This window comes from Halobacterium wangiae, from assembly GCF_021249345.1.
Taxonomy (GTDB): domain Archaea; phylum Halobacteriota; class Halobacteria; order Halobacteriales; family Halobacteriaceae; genus Halobacterium; species Halobacterium wangiae.
In genome coordinates, this window is sequence record NZ_CP089588.1 from 2,254,073 (window position 1) to 2,268,946 (window position 14,874).

The 14,874-nt window shown below is 68.7% G+C and carries 18 protein-coding genes; 10 read left to right on the forward strand and 8 right to left on the reverse strand.

The window, feature by feature from the left end:
• Positions 1–3: 3 nt before the first annotated feature.
• The 3 genes from LT965_RS11825 (at position 4) to LT965_RS11835 (ending at position 2,195) form a co-directional block, all read left to right on the forward strand.
• On the forward strand, positions 4–1,161 hold the full coding sequence (locus tag LT965_RS11825) for an acyl-CoA dehydrogenase family protein (protein ID WP_432419298.1): 1,158 nt from the start codon (positions 4–6) through the stop codon (positions 1,159–1,161).
• Between the two features lie 192 nt (positions 1,162–1,353).
• Positions 1,354–1,686, forward strand: a complete 333-nt coding sequence (locus tag LT965_RS11830) for a DMT family transporter (protein WP_232701006.1) — start codon at positions 1,354–1,356, stop codon at positions 1,684–1,686.
• Positions 1,687–1,853: 167 nt separating this feature from the next.
• Positions 1,854–2,195, forward strand: coding sequence for a DUF7565 family protein (locus LT965_RS11835; protein WP_232701007.1), 342 nt, complete (start codon positions 1,854–1,856; stop codon positions 2,193–2,195).
• Positions 2,196–2,310: 115 nt separating this feature from the next.
• Here the strand turns inward: LT965_RS11835 and LT965_RS11840 are convergent, their stop codons facing one another.
• The 6 genes from LT965_RS11840 to LT965_RS11865 form a co-directional block, all read right to left on the reverse strand.
• Positions 2,311–2,748: a transcription elongation factor Spt5 gene (locus tag LT965_RS11840; RefSeq protein ID WP_232701008.1), complete on the reverse strand. Its 438-nt coding sequence runs from the start codon at positions 2,746–2,748 to the stop codon at positions 2,311–2,313.
• A 1-nt stretch (position 2,749) separates the two neighbouring features.
• Positions 2,750–2,923: a protein translocase SEC61 complex subunit gamma gene (locus LT965_RS11845; RefSeq protein ID WP_232701009.1), complete on the reverse strand. Its 174-nt coding sequence runs from the start codon at positions 2,921–2,923 to the stop codon at positions 2,750–2,752.
• 174 nt (positions 2,924–3,097) lie between these two features.
• Positions 3,098–4,261: a cell division protein FtsZ gene (ftsZ, locus tag LT965_RS11850; RefSeq protein ID WP_232701010.1), complete on the reverse strand. Its 1,164-nt coding sequence runs from the start codon at positions 4,259–4,261 to the stop codon at positions 3,098–3,100.
• A gap of 27 nt (positions 4,262–4,288) precedes the next feature.
• Positions 4,289–5,647, reverse strand: a complete 1,359-nt coding sequence (locus LT965_RS11855) for a D-aminoacyl-tRNA deacylase (protein ID WP_232701011.1) — start codon at positions 5,645–5,647, stop codon at positions 4,289–4,291.
• A 37-nt stretch (positions 5,648–5,684) separates the two neighbouring features.
• Complete coding sequence (locus LT965_RS11860) at positions 5,685–7,037, reverse strand: sodium:calcium antiporter (RefSeq protein ID WP_232701012.1); 1,353 nt, start codon at positions 7,035–7,037, stop codon at positions 5,685–5,687.
• A gap of 42 nt (positions 7,038–7,079) precedes the next feature.
• Positions 7,080–8,033 (reverse strand): calcium/sodium antiporter, encoded by a 954-nt coding sequence (locus LT965_RS11865; protein WP_232701013.1) that lies wholly within the window; start codon positions 8,031–8,033, stop codon positions 7,080–7,082.
• 79 nt (positions 8,034–8,112) lie between these two features.
• Between LT965_RS11865 and LT965_RS11870 the strand changes: the two genes are divergently transcribed.
• From LT965_RS11870 to LT965_RS11890, 5 genes are read left to right on the forward strand one after another with little or no spacing between them, the layout of a single operon-like run.
• A complete protein-coding gene (locus LT965_RS11870) occupies positions 8,113–8,910 on the forward strand; it encodes a shikimate dehydrogenase (RefSeq protein WP_232701014.1) in 798 nt (265 codons plus the stop codon).
• A 26-nt stretch (positions 8,911–8,936) separates the two neighbouring features.
• The gene (locus LT965_RS11875; RefSeq protein ID WP_232701015.1) at positions 8,937–9,488 is read left to right on the forward strand and encodes a helix-hairpin-helix domain-containing protein; all 552 of its coding nucleotides are present in this window, start codon (positions 8,937–8,939) and stop codon (positions 9,486–9,488) included.
• A gap of 15 nt (positions 9,489–9,503) precedes the next feature.
• A complete protein-coding gene (gene pabB, locus LT965_RS11880) occupies positions 9,504–10,982 on the forward strand; it encodes an aminodeoxychorismate synthase, component I (protein ID WP_232701016.1) in 1,479 nt (492 codons plus the stop codon).
• Positions 10,979–11,566 carry an anthranilate synthase component II gene (locus LT965_RS11885; protein ID WP_232701017.1) on the forward strand — a complete coding sequence of 196 codons (588 nt, stop codon included), beginning with the start codon at positions 10,979–10,981 and terminating at the stop codon, positions 11,564–11,566. Before pabB ends, LT965_RS11885 begins: the two co-directional genes overlap by 4 nt.
• Complete coding sequence (locus LT965_RS11890) at positions 11,551–12,405, forward strand: aminotransferase class IV (RefSeq protein ID WP_232701018.1); 855 nt, start codon at positions 11,551–11,553, stop codon at positions 12,403–12,405. The genes LT965_RS11885 and LT965_RS11890 overlap by 16 nt, the downstream gene beginning before the upstream one ends.
• Before the next feature lie 26 nt (positions 12,406–12,431).
• On the opposite strand, the gene LT965_RS11895 is transcribed toward LT965_RS11890, so the two are convergent.
• The gene (locus tag LT965_RS11895) at positions 12,432–12,992 is read right to left on the reverse strand and encodes an NAD(P)/FAD-dependent oxidoreductase (protein WP_232701019.1); all 561 of its coding nucleotides are present in this window, start codon (positions 12,990–12,992) and stop codon (positions 12,432–12,434) included.
• A gap of 138 nt (positions 12,993–13,130) precedes the next feature.
• Here LT965_RS11895 and LT965_RS11900 point away from each other — a divergent pair, with 138 nt between their 5' ends.
• Positions 13,131–13,547 carry a Rieske (2Fe-2S) protein gene (locus LT965_RS11900; RefSeq protein WP_232701020.1) on the forward strand — a complete coding sequence of 139 codons (417 nt, stop codon included), beginning with the start codon at positions 13,131–13,133 and terminating at the stop codon, positions 13,545–13,547.
• Here LT965_RS11900 and LT965_RS11905 read toward each other — a convergent pair.
• Positions 13,544–13,834 carry a transcriptional regulator gene (locus LT965_RS11905; RefSeq protein ID WP_232701021.1) on the reverse strand — a complete coding sequence of 97 codons (291 nt, stop codon included), beginning with the start codon at positions 13,832–13,834 and terminating at the stop codon, positions 13,544–13,546. The genes LT965_RS11900 and LT965_RS11905 overlap by 4 nt on opposite strands.
• 59 nt (positions 13,835–13,893) lie before the next feature.
• Between LT965_RS11905 and LT965_RS11910 the strand changes: the two genes are divergently transcribed.
• Positions 13,894–14,862 (forward strand): nucleotidyltransferase family protein, encoded by a 969-nt coding sequence (locus LT965_RS11910; RefSeq protein WP_232701022.1) that lies wholly within the window; start codon positions 13,894–13,896, stop codon positions 14,860–14,862.
• Positions 14,863–14,874 lie beyond the last annotated feature (12 nt).

Below are 14,874 nucleotides of genomic sequence, written 5' to 3' on the forward strand. Positions count from 1 at the left end.
CGTATGGGCCTGAATCTGCTCTCCGAGGACATCGTTCCCGAGCACGCGCGGGACGTGAAACGCGACGCCCGCGAGTTCGCGGCCGAGCACATCGCGCCGAACGCCGAGGAGTACTACCGCACCGGCGACTACCCCTGGGAGGTCCTGGAGGCCGGGATGGACGCTGGCCTCGTCGCCCAGGACATCGCCGAGGAGTACGGCGGTCGCGGCCTCGACCTGACCCAGGTACTCGCCATCGCCGAGGAGTTCTACCGCGCGGACGCCGGCATCGCGCTGACGCTCCAGCTAGCCAGTTTCGGCGCGGAGATGCTCGGCGAGTACGGCACCGATGAGCAGAAGGAGAAGTTCCTCCGGCCGGTCGCGGAGAACGACCAGATAACCGGCCTCGCGGTCTCCGAACCCGACGTCGGGTCGGACCTCGCGGGGATGCAGACGACCGCCGACAGCGACGACGACGAGTACGTCCTGAACGGCGAGAAGTACTGGATCGGCAACGGCGTCGAGGCGGACTGGCTGACGGTGTACGCGAAGACCGCCGACACCGACGACCGCTACATGAACTACTCGCTGTTCGCCGTGCCGACGGACACCGACGGCTACGAGGCCGAGCACATCCCCGAGAAGATGGGGATGCGCGCGTCCAAGCAGGCCCACGTCGTATTCGACGACTGCCGGGTCCCCGCGGAGAACCTAATCGGCAGCGAGGGAGCCGGGTTCATGATGCTCGCGGACTTCTTCAACCACGGCCGCGTCGTCGTCGGCGGACACGGCCTCGGCCTCGCCGCCGCGGCCCTGGAGGAAGCCTGGGACTTCGTCCACGACCGCGAGCAGTTCGGCCGCCACATCGCCGACTTCCAGTCCGTCCAGCACGGCCTCGCGGACATGCGAACGGAGTTCGAGGCTGCGCGTGCGCTGAACTACCGCGCCGCAGAGAAGGTCGAGGCCTACGAGAACCCGGGACTGTGGGCTGCGATGGCGAAGACGAAGTCCACGGAGGTCGCCACGCAGAACGCCGAACAGGGGATGCAGTTCCACGGCGGTCGCTCGAACCTCACCGACCGCCGCATCGCCCGGGTCTACCGCGACGTCCGCATCCCCGTCATCTACGAGGGCGCCAACGAGATCCAGCGCAACCTGATCTACAGGCAGAGCGGGGAGTAGAACGACCCACTCGCCGAGAGACTGCGTCTCTCGGAAGTCTGGCGAGCAGTAGCGAGCCAGACGCCGGGAATCGAAGATTCCGGGAAGTGCGGGGAGTAGAACGACGTGCTACTCGGGCGACGCACTCCGGTCCGGATTCGTGCCGCGAGAACGAGCGAAATAGCTATCCAACTACTGGACCCGCCTCCTGGTATGAACCCGTACGCACTGCTCGGCGCGGCAATCGTCTCGGAACTCCTGGGGACGACGGCGCTGAAACTCTCCGAGGGGTTCTCGCGACCGTTACCGAGCGTCGGGGTGGTGGTCGGCTACGGGGTGGCGTTCTACCTCGTCTCGCTCACCCTGGAGGACCTACCTATCGGCGTGGTGTACGGGACGTGGGCCGCACTCGGTGTGGTCGGCGTCGCGGCTATTGGTGTCCTCGCGTTCGACGAACCCCTCGACCTGGCGGGCGTCGTCGGGCTGACACTTATCGTCGCGGGGGTCTACTGCGTCAACGTCGTCTCCGAGATGGCCGCTCACTGAGCCGCGAGCGCCGCCAGCAGAACGTCGAGCCCGATTTAGGAGCCCGTTACCTCGTTCTCTCCAGTGATAGTTCGTCAGACACTCGGCAGACGAATGGCGGACGGCTCGGGTTTCGTGGCCCCCACGTCGACACAAAGTTTATCTGCGCGCTAGGGGTAGACGGAGGCATGTCCGGGTGGGAGTGTGCGATAACCGGTTGTGGGTCGGCGTTCGACACCATCGAGGCGCTCCTCGCGCACCAGGTGACCGACCACGCGTCCCACGACTGCGAGATCTGCGGCGAGACGGTGCCCGAGGGCTACTTCGCCGTCAAGCACGGGCTGGAAGAACACACGCGCGCGGAGTACGTCCGCTACTACGACGGCGACGCCTCCGCCATCCGCGAACGCGAAGCCGTCCTCGAGGACGTCGCCGCCGCCCTCGACGTCGACCTGCTGGAGGACCTGTTGAGCGACGAGACGGCCGACAGCCTCGACACCTCCGACCCCGCGACCGCGACGACTAGCTGACTGCGTCCCGCACTCCACCCACTCCGTTTCTATCCGTCCCAGCGGCAGTACTGGCAGAACACGTCGCACTCGAACGGAGAGACGGCAGAAACGTCGGTCGGTGACTTCCCGGAGTTCAGCGCTCGTCGGAGTCCAGCACGCGGATCTGGTCGCCGCGGACCGTCACCGGAATCGGCACGGTCGCCTCGTACAGTTCGACCGTGACCTGGTCTTTGCCCTCGTCGATACGCTGGACCTGGGCCTTCTCGCCCTTGAACGGGCCGGCGATGAGTTCGACGATGTCGTTCTCCGCGATGCCCTCGACGTCCGGTTTCGGGGAGAGGAAGTGCTCGACCTCCGTGATGGAGGACTTCCCGGGGACGAGGCTGCGCGCGTGGGGAATCTCGTCCATCACGCGCTGGATGATACTGGAGTCGTCGGCCTCCACCATCACGTAGCTCGTGAGCGCGTCGGGCGCGAGCACCGCGTGGATCGCCTCCTCCTCGCGGTTGGCGATCATGCTCGCGACGGTCTGCTCCTGGCTCGCGGTCGTCTTGACGGCGAACACCGGCATCTCAGATCACCGACGTGACGCCGCTCATCAGCAGGAAGATGAGGAAGCCGAGCAGGCCGATGAGGAAGATGCCCGCTCCGGCGATTTTGGCGATCTGGGAGAACTCCTCCCACGACGGCGTGCTGGCGAGGCGGAGCACGCGGGTGTACGCGGAAAGCTCTAGGGGAACGTCCATGGTAGGAGGATTGTGGCGCTCGCTTTTCTATCTATTGGAATGCTGGCCGGGGAGTAATGCGAGCATCAGCGCGCGCAGCGCGCTGTTCGCCGCGAGCCTCCGGCTCGCGGGAGGTTTTAGCGTAGCTTTTTGCGAGGAGTGGTCGCCGAAGGCGACCCGACGAGTAAAAAGGTACTATTCGACGTAGTCGATGTCCTCGATGTCGCTGGCGCCGCCGTCGGGTTCCGGTTCGGGTTCCGGGGTGTCGTTGCGGCCGTAGATCTGCGGGGAGTCGACGCCGGTGACGACGACCATCGTGCGCATCTCGCCGTCGAGGTCCTCGTCGATGCTGGTCCCCCAGATGATGCGGGCGTCCGGGTCGATGCGGTCGTAGAGCTGTTCGACGACGCCCTCGGCCTCCTCGATGCTCATGTCGGGGCCGCCCGTGACGTTGACGAGCGCGGAGTTCGCCGAGGAGATGTCGACGTCGAGCAGCGGGGAGCGCAGGGCGGACTTCACGGAGTCGGCGGCCTTCGCGTCGGAGTCGGCCTCGCCGAGACCGATCATGGCCACGCCGCCCTTCTCCATGACGGTGCGCACGTCGGCGAAGTCGAGGTTGACCAGGCCGGGCTTCGTGATGAGTTCGGTGATGCCCTTCACCGAGCGCATGAGGACCTCGTCGGAGACCTTGAACGCCTCGCGGACGGGGAGTTTGCCGACGGAGTCGAGCAGGCGGTCGTTCGGCACGACGATGACGGTGTCGGCGACGTCGCGGAGGCGTTCGAGGCCGGCTTCGGCGTTCGTGCGCCGGACCTCGCCCTCCGCGGTGAACGGCGTGGTGACGATGGCGATGGTGAGCGCACCCTGTTCGCGTGCGGCCTTGGCCACGACGGGCGCGGAGCCGGTGCCGGTGCCGCCGCCGAGGCCGGCGGTGACGAACACCATGTCCGAGCCCTCGATGGAGTCCCGGATCTCGTCCTGGGACTCCAGGGCGGCCTCCTCGCCGACCTGGGGGAGCGAACCGGCGCCCCGACCCTGGGTCTTCTGCTGGCCCATGAGGATCTTCGTGTCCGCCTCGATCTCGACGAGGTGCTGGACGTCGGTGTTCGCGGCGACGAGGTCGGCGCCGTGGATGCCTTCCGTGGCCATCCGGTCGACCGTGTTCGAGCCGGCGCCGCCACAGCCGACCACCGTGATACTCGTCTGGAGTTCCTGGAGGACGTCCTCGAGTTCGTCGTCGGTCATCTCCCCGGTAGGGACGGTGGAGGACGCCCCCTCCGACTGGACGTCACCGGAGTCCGAGGCCGGTTCCTCGCCGTCCTCGGCCTCGTCGATGGCGTCCTGCACAATCGAGTCCATTGTTGGCTAACGGGTAGCGTGTGAGGCTTAATTACCTTTCCCCTCCGCGTCGGACGGGCGTCGCACGCGCTCACGCGCACGGTAGCCGAAGCCTACCGAAACCGACAGCGACTCGGTTCGGGAGACGTCCGCCGGGCGGATCTCCCGGCCGTCGACCGTCACCGTCTCGCCGCTCGCTAGCCGACCGAACGCCGGTCCCTCGGGGACGCCCTGTTCGCTGGCGGCCGCCGGGTCGAACGTCTCGCGACTCGCCGTCAGGGTCCCGTCGCCAACGGTCACGTCGTCGTAGTCCGATTCGAGGACCGCGACGACCCGTTCGAGGAACGTCGCGTAGGCGTCCTCGTCGGCGAACGCCGCGGCGCCGGTCAGGCGGTTCCCGTTCTCCTCGGTCGCGACGGCCAGCGCGGTCGAGCGTCCCGCGTCGACGGTCGCCTCGGCGTCAGTGGCGTGGGCAGCGTCGAGCAGTTCCGGCGGGAGGTCGACGAGCACGTAGTCCCCCCGGTGGGCCGCGGCGGGGTCGCCGAAACGCAGCCCGTCGTCGACGGACTGGAGGTCGGTCTCCAGGGACTCGGCCAGGTCCAGCAGAACGCCGTCCACTTCCCGGACCCACGTCTCGCTGACGACGCGGTAGCCGAGGTCCGCGACGACCGACTCGACGGCCCGCTTCTCGCCGTCGACGACCGCCCGCGTCGCACCGCTCGCCTCGAACATCTGGTCGATCACGTCGGCGTGTTCGCGTGGGTCGCCGAGGTCGGCGAGACCCCAGTCCGCGGCGACGTGGCCGACCGACCACGACGTCTCGCGGACGATGCGCTCGGGGCGTGGGACGTAGTGACCGCCGCCGAACGCGACCAGCGAGCGGTCCGTCCGGGGAGGGACGCCGCGCAGGTCGAGGACGGCCTTCGCCACCGCTCGCGCGCCGTCGGGGTCGTTCCACTCGTCCTCCCCGCTGCCGAGTTCCACGAACATCGACGGTGCGCCGACGTCCGTGGGTCCGTGGTGCGTACACTCCATGCCCACGTCGTAGCCGTCGGGAGCGTGGGCGTCGAGTGCCGCGACGACTCGCCGGTGGGCGTTCGGGCACGCCGGGGGGAGCGACCGGTCTGAACCGCCGTACTCCGCGGCGCCGAAGTTGCCGGTGAAGTGGGCGGTGAGCAGCGGTCCCGTGTCGCCGGCGTGCCGCGAGACGAACACGACGAACTCGGGGTCGTCGAAGGCGGCGGCGACGCCGTCGAGGTCGAGGTGGAGGTCGTCGAACTCCCGGAGTTCGAAGCCGTCGGCGTGGTAGACGTCCTCGTCGGTGCGCTCGAAGTCGCCCAGGTCGAGCAGGTGGTCCCCGATGTGCGCTGACGCGCTGTCGGCCCTGCTCACGACGATGCCAATCACGCCCGGCGGTAGGACGCGAGCGGTAAAACGGCTGGCGTTAGTCGTCCGTCTCCGCGGCAGACGTCCGCCCCATGGCGTCGCTGGCGTCTCTCGCGGTCTTCCGGAAGAGGTAGAGGACCTCCTCGCGCCGGGCGGCGAAGAGGTACAGCGCCAGCGCGAGGTAGACGACGGTGTATGCGTCGAGCAGGAGGATGCTGAGTTCCGTCGCTCGCGCCTCGCTGGCGACCGTCCGGATGATGGCGAACTCGGTGACGACCTGCGAGGCGAACAGGACCAGCAGCGTGAGCGCCTCCCGGAGGCTGATCGTGAAGTTCGTGAGGATGGCGATGGCGAACAGGCTCTGGGCGGCCGTGATCCAGATCTCGGCCTGCTGCTTCTCGTCGAAGGGGAGCGTGCCGATCTGTCCGGCGGCGATGCTGTAGACGACGGCGAGCGTCCCGATGAGCAGCGTCCACTGGTTGAGCTTCGAGGAGATGAGCGCGTTGAACCCCGCGGTCGAACGCGCCTTGTTGACGAGGTAGGCGACGACGATGAGCTCAGGGCTCTCGGAGGCCAGCGGCGCGATCCACTGGATCATGAAGAACGGTGGGATGCCGGCGGCCTCGCCGATGGACTCGAGGCCGTGGGCGAACGGGTGGACCGCCGTCGCGATCATCAGCCCCGAGTACGCGAACAACACGATGACGATGGGGATCCGGTACCGTCGGACGAACCCCTGGAGGTAGGCGGGGACGCCGACCTGGTCGTCGTGGGCAACCACGTCGCCGCGGATGATGATCCCGATGTACGCGACGTAGAGCCCGACGAGGACGACGGTGTCGAGGATGCCGATACCGCCACTGAACGGCACGAAGAAGGCGTACGCGGTCGCCGCCAGCAGGAACGCGATCTCCGTGCTGATGTTGCGGTCGAGCTGGACGCGGCTCGCGAGGAAGCCCTCGCGGCGTTCGACGGCGACGTCGCGGGAGGTGGTCGCCCGGTAGACCGTGAACATGGCGATGCCGGACCAGCCGAGGCCGATGAGGATGCGGTTGGCACCGGTCATGTTCGCGACGGCGAGGTTGGCGGCCTCCATGCCGCGCGGCGTGCCGACGTTCGCGCCGGCGGTCCACGCGTACAGCGCGTCGACGGCGTACTCGGGGGCGACGGCGAGGACGGCGAGGACGGCGATGGCGAACGCCCGTGGGACGTCTTTCTCGGCGGTCTCGGCGCCCCACGCGAGCAGGAACGACGCGCCGAGCACCGCCACCCCGCTGACGGTGACCGTGAGGACGTCCGAGAAGTTGTTGGCTCCGGGGCCGCCGGTCAGCTCGACGGTGACCCACGGGAGGGTGAGCAGCGCCGCGAGTACGAGCGCTGCTCCGGGGTGTTTGAGCCGGTCGACGAGCATGTACGTACACAGTCCGCCTCGGCGAAAGTAACGCTTTGCGGTTCAGGGGAGGAGGAAGTAGATGAAGCCGGCGTAGCCGGCGATGAGGCCGACGCCCTCGACGCGGGTGACGCGTTCGCCGACGCCCATGATGCCGAGCGCGACGAACGTGAACCCGAGCATCACGGGGAGTTCGTAGGCCATCGTGCTCGCGTCGACGGTGATGGGGACGAGGAGCGCGACGATTCCGATGACTGCGAGGACGTTGTAGATGTTCGACCCGACGACGTTGCCGATGGAGAAGTCGGCCTCGTCGCGGAGCGCGCTCACCACCGAGGTGGCGAGTTCGGGGACGGAGGTGCCGAACGCGATGATAGTGAGTCCGATGACGAGGTCGCTGAACCCCCAGGCGGTGAGCACCCCGCGACCGCCCAGGATGAGGCTCCGGGAGCCGACGAGCAACAGGAGGATGCCGCCGAGGAGGGTGAGGTACTCCCGGGCGCCGGCGGTCGTGTTCTCCGCTTCTAACTCGACGTCCTCGGGGAGTTTCACCGACCCGTTTCTCGACTGGTAGTAGAGGTAGCCGGTGAACGCCGCCAGCAGCGAGAGGAGGAGCGCGCCGTCGAGCGTGGTGAGCGCGCCGTCAAGGGAGAGTACGACGAGGGCGACTGCGGCGGCGAGCATGAACGGCCCGTGCTGGTAGAGGATGTCGTCGTCGACGGCCATCGGGCGGAGGAACGCCGCCGTCCCGAGGACGAGGCCGATGTTCGCGATGTTCGACCCGACGATGTTGCCGAGGGCGATGCTGTCCGAGGCGGTGAGGCCGCCGATTGAACTGACGAACAGTTCGGGGGCGGTGGTGGCGAACGCGACGACGGTGACGCCGACCGTCGCGGCCCGGAGGCCGTGGGAGAGCGCGAGGGCGGAGGCCGCAGCCACGAGGAGTTCGGCACCGAGATAGAGGAGCACGATACCCACGAGGAGTATCGCGCCGTCGACGAGTAGCGGTTCGACCATACCCGCCGGGATTCGGTTCGCAGCAAAAAGCGGTTCGGTGTGGGTACCAGTTATGAGAACGCCGGTACTCGGTGGGGGTATGCAGGTATTCGGTCTCGTCGGGTCGCCGGTCGAACACTCGCTGTCGCCGCCGATGCACGAGGCGGCCTACGAGGAACTCGGGCTGGACGCCCGGTACGTCACCTTCGAGCCGGCTCGCGCGGACCTCGAGGCGGCGCTGCTCGGCGCCGACGCGCTCGGCATCGACGGCCTGAACGTCACGATTCCGTTCAAGCAGGCGGTCCGCGACCTCGTCGACGTCGACGACCTCGCGGCGCGCGTCGGGGCAGTGAACACCGTGGACTTCTCCGGGTCGGAACCGACCGGCCACAACACCGACGTGGCCGGCGTGCAGCGTGCGTTCGCCCACCACGACGTCGCGCTCGCGGAGCGGCGGGCGGTCGTCGTCGGCGCTGGCGGTGCGGGTCGCGCCGCGGCGTTCGCGCTCGCCGACGCCGGCGCGGACGTCCAGGTCGCCAACCGGACGGTCGAAACCGCGGCGGAACTCGCCGAGGACGTCGGCGGCACCGGTCACGCCCTCGACGACGTGCCGTCGCTGCTAGCGGACGCTGACGTCCTGGTGAACGCGACCAGCGTCGGCATGGAGACGGACGAATCGCCGGTCCCGGCCGACGCGCTCCACGCCGACCTCGCCGTGCTCGACGCCGTCTACACGCCGCTCCGGACGCGCCTACTCCGGGACGCCGAGGCCGCAGGCGCGACGACGGTCGACGGCGCGTGGATGTTGCTGTTCCAGGGCGTCGCGGCGTTCGAACTGTGGACGGGCCGGGACGCACCGGTCGACGCGATGAACCGGGTGCTCCGGGCACGGCTTTAAGTGCGGGCAGTTGAAATGGGGTCCTAATGGGACTACTCTCGAAACTGAAGTCGCTGCTCGGTGCGGGCGACGGCGACCGCTCCGCTGGCAGCGGCGTCGACGTGACCGTAGAGCGCGACCCGTCCACGGACGCCGAGCAGGCGGACGAACCGACGACCACGGACGACGAGCCGACAGACACCGACGCGGGCGCGGCCACCGAGGCTGAGCACCCGGCCGACCCGAGCGAGGCCGACGAGGAGCCCGCGGTCGAGGAGGCCGAACCGGAGACGGAGGACGAATCGGAGACGGAGGACGAACCGGAGGCCGACGTCGAAGAGGCCGAACCCGACGTCGAGGAGGCCGAAGCGGAGACGGAAGCCGACGCAGCGGAGGAAGACGCCGAACCGGCCGACGACGGCGAACCAGTCACCGACCTCGACGGCATCGGGCCGGCGTACGCCGAACGCCTCGAGAACGCGGGCGTCTCGACGGTCGCGGAGCTCGCGGCCGCCGACCCCGAGGAACTCGCTGAGCAGATCGACCTCTCCGCGAAGCGCGTCGGGCGCTGGGTCGACAGCGCGAACGACCGCAGCTGATGCGGTCGCCGAGGAATGCGTGACGGGCGGGTAGCGGTTGTCTCCGACCGCTACGCCCTCCGTGCGGCCGTCGCCGACGCGCCAGCCGACAGTCGCGTCGTCGTCGAAGCCACCACCTCGGTCGACGACCCGTTCGCGGCCTACCGCCGCGCCCACGGCGATGAACCGGGGTTCTACTACGAGACGACCGGCGGCAGCGACGGCTGGGGCTACTTCGGCGTCTCGCCCGAGGCGTTCCTGACCGTAGGCCCCGACGAGGACGGCGCGTTGGACGCACTCCGCGACCAGATCGGCGACACAGTTGTACGGGGTGACTGCGAGATACCGCACCCCGGCGGGCTGTTCGGCTGGCTCTCCTACGACGTCGCTCGCGAACTGGAGGCCATCCCCGCGAACGCGACCGACGACCGTCGACTCCCCCGGCTCCAGTTCGGCGTCTACCCGGTCGTCGCGGCGTGGCGCGAACCGTTCGAGGCCGGGGACCCGCTCCGCCTCGTCGCGAACGTGCCCGTCGAGGAGTTCGACGACGCCTTCGATAGGGGGCGCGAGCAGGTCCTCGCACTCGCCGACCGCGTCCACGAGGGCGACCCGGGCGTGGGGCCGCCGCCGACCGAGGAGCGCGCGCCGTTCGAGAGCGCCTGCGGCCAGGCGGCCTTCGAGGACCGCGTACGGACCATCAAGGAGTACGTCCGGGACGGCGACACGTTCCAGACGAACGTGAGCCAGCGCCTCGAAGCGCCCGCGAGCGTCCACCCCGTGGCGGTGTTCGCCGCGCTCCGCGAGGCCAACCCCGCACCGTACTCCGCGCTCGTGGAGTTCCCGGGGGTCGACCTCGTCTCGGCCAGTCCGGAACTATTGCTCGAACGCCGCGGTCGCGACCTCGTCACCGAACCCATCGCGGGCACTCGGCCCCGCGGGGACACAGAGGCCGAGGACGAGGCGCTCGAAGCCGACCTGACGAGCGACGATAAGGAGCGCGCCGAGCACGCGATGCTCGTCGACCTCGAACGCAACGACCTCGGGAAGGTCGCCGAGTACGGTAGCGTCGAAGTGAGCGAGTACCGCCGCGTCGACCGCTACAGCGAGGTGATGCACCTCGTCAGCGAGGTCCGGGGACGTCTGCGGGCGGACTGCGACTTGGCGGACGCCGTCGCCGCGGTCTTTCCCGGTGGAACTATCACGGGGGCGCCCAAGCCCCGGACGATGGCGCTCGTCGACGAGGTGGAGGCGACTCGCCGCGGGCCCTACACCGGCAGCGTGGGCGCCGTCGGCTTCGACGGCGACGCCACGCTGAACATCGTCATCCGGACGCTCGTCCGGTACGCCGAGTCGTACCACCTCCGCGTCGGCGCGGGAATCGTCCACGACTCCGAGCCCGGCGCGGAGTACGAGGAGACCCTCGACAAGGCCCGGGCGCTCGTGGACGCCATCGACGCGGCCCTCGACGAGCGGGAGGCCGAGGCGTTCGCGCTCCGCGAGGGTGGTGCGCCGTGACCCGCGTCCTCGTCGTGGACAACTACGACTCCTTCGCGTACAACCTCGTGCAGTACCTCGGCGAGCACGCCGACGAGGTCGTCGTCCGGCGCAACGACGAGGTCGACGTCGCGGGGATCAGAACCCTCGACCCGGACGGCGTCGTCGTCTCTCCCGGCCCCGGGGCGCCCGAGGACGCGGGCGTTTCGGTGCCGGTCTTCCGGGACCTCGACTACCCTACGCTCGGGGTCTGTCTCGGCCACCAGGCGCTGTGCGCGGCCAACGGTGCGACGGTCGGGCACGCGCCGTCGGTCGTCCACGGCAAGCCGTCGACGGTGCACCACGACGGCCGCGGCGTCTTCTCGGGCCTCCCCGAGCGCGTCCAGACCGGGCGCTACCACTCGCTGTCGGTCCCCGAGACCGACCTCCCGGACGCGCTCGAACCGACGGCGTGGACGGACGCCCCGGACGGAGCGGGCGTCGTGATGGCGGTCCGCCATCGCGAACGACCGCACGCCGGCGTCCAGTTCCACCCGGAGAGTATCCTCACGCCACACGGCAAGCAGATGACTCGTAGCTTCCTCGACGCATGCAATACCACGTAAACGGTGAACTCGTCGACGCCGCGGACGCCACGGTGAGCGTCCGCGACCGCGGGTTCCAGTACGGCGACGCCGCCTTCGAGACGATTCGCGCGTACGGCGGGCAGACGTTCGCGTGGGCCGCCCACGAGAAGCGTCTGAACGCCACCTGCGACGCGCTCGGCATCGACCACGGACTCTCCGGTCGCGACCTCCGGAGCCGCGTCCACGAGACGCTCGCCGCCAACGACCTCGCGGACGCCTACGTCCGCCTCTCCATCTCCAGGGGGGTCCAGTCCGGCCGTCTCGCGCCCGACGACGACGTGGACCCGACCGTGGTCGTAGTCGTCGAACCGCTCCCGCGTGGCGGGGCGAACGGCGAGCGCGTCTGGAACGCGCCGGCGACGGCGAGGACGGTCGACGTCCAGCGCGTCCCCGACGAGTGCATCCCCGCGGTCGCGAAGACGCACAACTACCTGAACGGCGTGCTCGCCCGCATCGACGCGGGTGACGCCGACGAGGCGCTGCTGGTCGACGCGGAGGGCCGGGTCACCGAGGGCGCCTCGAGCAACGTCTTCTTCGTCTCAGACGGCGTGCTCCGGACGCCGAGTCTCGACCTCCCGGTGCTCCCCGGCATCACCCGCTGGGCCGTCGTCCAGCTCGCCGAGGACGTCGGTATCCCCGTCGAGGAGGGCCACTACACCCCGGAGGACCTCCACGACGCCGACGAGGTGTTCTTCACGAACACTACCTGGGAGGTCCGTCCGGTCGCTCGTCTCGACGACGCCTCCTACTCGACGTGCAAGGTCGGCGCCGGCCTGGCGCGCGCGTTCGCAGAGGAGGTCGAACGCCGCCACTACTGACCGACAGCCACGTCAGCGAGCGCTCTTCAGAGCTGCGGGACGTCCTCGGGCGTGTCGAAGTCGTGGAAGTGTTCGCCCTCCTCCTTCGAGAGCACGTTCAGGGCCGCCGCGCCGCCGTCGCCCGCGGAGATGATGGCCTCGTACTCGCCGTCGCGGACCATCGCACCGGTCGCGTAGGCGTCCTCGACGCTCGTCTCCATCGTCACGTCCACGTCGACGACGTCGCCGTCGAACGCGCAGCCCAGTTGCTCCGCGAACGTCGTGTCGTCGCCCGTCGCCAGCACGACGTAGTCGGCGTCGTACTCGTCGTCCTCGGTCACCACGTGGAACCCGTCGTCAGTCGATTCGACGGACTCGACGGCCTCGCCCTGGTTGAGGGTGACGCCACGGTCACGCACCTGCCCGCGGGCGATCTCCACGAACTCCTCGCCCGAGATGCTCCGGATGCCGAGGTAGTTGAACAGGTGGGCGTGGTGCATCCACGTCTCGTCCGTGTCGAAGACGACGGTGTCGAGGCCGTTCTTCTCCGTGAACAGTGCCGCACTCAGGCCGGCGGGACCGCCACCGACGACTGCTACGTCTGTCATGTGGGCGCTCCTTGTGGACAGTCCGTGAAAAGCGGTCCCGAAAACCAGTTCACGTTGGTGAACCGACACTCCTGCCGCGGATCGCAACTGTCGATAGTTCCGGTGCGTTCAAGCCCCGAGAGTGGAAACGCCGACCCGATGGACGCGGAGCGCATCGCCGGCGTCGACGAGGTGCCCACCGACGGCAGCCTGCTGTTCACTGTCGCCGAAGACGGCGAGGAGAAGGAGGCGTTCCTCGTGAGACTCTCGGACGGCACGGTCGTCGGCTGGCGGAACTACTGCATGCACTGGACGGACGTGAAACTGGACACCGGCGACGGCGCCGTCCGCGACGGCGAGGTGATCTGCCGGAAGCACGCGGCCACCTTCGAGAAGGACTCGGGCGTCTGCACGCACGGTCCCTGCGAGGGTGCGGAACTCGACCCCGTCGAGGTAGCCGTCGAGGACGGGGACGTCTACCTCGCCGACCCCGACTACGAGTTCGTACAGACCGGCGTCGAGGACGACGACCCCGCCGACCTCTCGACGTCGCCCGGCGCTCGCCTGGGCTTCTAGGGCGACTCGACGACGAACGCCGGCTCCTCGATGGCCTCGCTCTTGCATTCGGGGCACCGCGAGGGGACGTTCACCGGGTCGTCGAAGCCGTCGAACCCGCAGTCCCGGCACGCGGGCGGCCGCACGAGCAGTTCCTCGTCGGTCCCGTCGAGGCTCTCGGAGATGTGCCGGACGTGGGTCAGTGCGGTGCCGCGGGCGATGGTGAACTCCTCGGCGAGTCCGCTCGGCGTGCGTGGCTTCTCGCGGAGCGCGTCCAGTATCCGTTCGCGGGTCGTTCTGTCGTCCATACGTACACGTCGGAACCCGGATGAAAAAGGACTTATCGGACGCCGTGGACGGGTACACCATGAAGGCAGTCGTTCTAGCCGGCGGTTACGCGACCCGGTTGTGGCCGATCACGAAGCATCGGCCGAAGATGTTCCTGCCGGTCGGCGACTCGACGGTCATCGACCGCATCTTCGCGGAACTGGAGTCCGACGACCGCATCGACGAGGTGTTCGTCTCCACCAACGAGCGCTTCGCCGACGACTTCGACGCCTACCTCGCGGACAGCGAGTTCGAGAAGCCGACGCTGACGGTCGAGGACACGACCGAGGAGGACGAGAAGTTCGGCGTCGTCGGCGCGCTCGCACAGCTCGTCGACCGCGAGAACGTGGACGACGACCTCCTCGTCATCGCGGGGGACAACCTCATCAGCTTCGACATCTCCGACTTCGTCGACTTCTTCGAGGAGAAGGAGACGCCGACGCTGGCCGCCTACGACGTCGGGAGTCTCGACCGCGCGCAGTCCTACGGCGTCGTGGACCTCGACGGCGACGAGGTCGTCGATCTCCAGGAGAAACCCGCGGAACCGAAGAGCACGCTCGTCTCCATCGCCTGCTACGCGTTCACTCGCGAGACCGTCCCGATGCTCCAGACGTACCTCGACGAGGGCGAGAACCCCGACGAACCCGGCTGGTTCGTCCAGTGGCTCCAGGACCGTCGCACCGTCCACGCGTTCAGCTTCGAGGACGCGTGGTTCGACATCGGCACGCCGGAGTCCTACCTAGACGCCGTCGCCTGGACTCTCGACGGCGACACCCTCGTCAGCGACGACGCCACCGTCGAGAACTCCACGCTCGGCGAGAACGTCCACGTGATGGCGGACGCCGAGGTCGTCAACTCCAGTCTGGACAACTCCATCGTCTTCCCGAACGCCTCCATCTACGACTGCGACGTGCGTAACTCCATCATCGACGAGGAGACCCACCTCGAACAGATCGACTTCTCCGGCGCGCTCATCGGCGCCCACACCACCATCTCCAGTCAGGACTGACGAAGGTTCAAG

Excerpts from the sequence above, each read along its gene's own strand:
- LT965_RS11830 (WP_232701006.1), top strand. The coding sequence starts at position 1,354 with ATGAACCCGTACGCACTGCTCGGCGCGGCAATCGTCTCGGAACTCCTG.
- LT965_RS11840 (WP_232701008.1), bottom strand. The coding sequence starts at position 2,748 with ATGCCGGTGTTCGCCGTCAAGACGACCGCGAGCCAGGAGCAGACCGTC.
- LT965_RS11860 (WP_232701012.1), bottom strand. The coding sequence starts at position 7,037 with ATGCTCGTCGACCGGCTCAAACACCCCGGAGCAGCGCTCGTACTCGCG.
- LT965_RS11905 (WP_232701021.1), bottom strand. The coding sequence starts at position 13,834 with ATGGACGACAGAACGACCCGCGAACGGATACTGGACGCGCTCCGCGAG.
- LT965_RS11890 (WP_232701018.1), top strand. The coding sequence starts at position 11,551 with ATGCAATACCACGTAAACGGTGAACTCGTCGACGCCGCGGACGCCACG.
- pabB (WP_232701016.1), top strand. The coding sequence starts at position 9,504 with ATGCGTGACGGGCGGGTAGCGGTTGTCTCCGACCGCTACGCCCTCCGT.
- LT965_RS11900 (WP_232701020.1), top strand. The coding sequence starts at position 13,131 with ATGGACGCGGAGCGCATCGCCGGCGTCGACGAGGTGCCCACCGACGGC.
- LT965_RS11895 (WP_232701019.1), bottom strand. The coding sequence starts at position 12,992 with ATGACAGACGTAGCAGTCGTCGGTGGCGGTCCCGCCGGCCTGAGTGCG.
- LT965_RS11865 (WP_232701013.1), bottom strand. The coding sequence starts at position 8,033 with ATGGTCGAACCGCTACTCGTCGACGGCGCGATACTCCTCGTGGGTATC.
- LT965_RS11870 (WP_232701014.1), top strand. The coding sequence starts at position 8,113 with ATGCAGGTATTCGGTCTCGTCGGGTCGCCGGTCGAACACTCGCTGTCG.
- LT965_RS11835 (WP_232701007.1), top strand. The coding sequence starts at position 1,854 with ATGTCCGGGTGGGAGTGTGCGATAACCGGTTGTGGGTCGGCGTTCGAC.
- LT965_RS11825 (WP_432419298.1), top strand. The coding sequence starts at position 4 with ATGGGCCTGAATCTGCTCTCCGAGGACATCGTTCCCGAGCACGCGCGG.
- LT965_RS11875 (WP_232701015.1), top strand. The coding sequence starts at position 8,937 with ATGGGACTACTCTCGAAACTGAAGTCGCTGCTCGGTGCGGGCGACGGC.
- LT965_RS11845 (WP_232701009.1), bottom strand. The coding sequence starts at position 2,923 with ATGGACGTTCCCCTAGAGCTTTCCGCGTACACCCGCGTGCTCCGCCTC.
- LT965_RS11910 (WP_232701022.1), top strand. The coding sequence starts at position 13,894 with ATGAAGGCAGTCGTTCTAGCCGGCGGTTACGCGACCCGGTTGTGGCCG.
- ftsZ (WP_232701010.1), bottom strand. The coding sequence starts at position 4,261 with ATGGACTCGATTGTGCAGGACGCCATCGACGAGGCCGAGGACGGCGAG.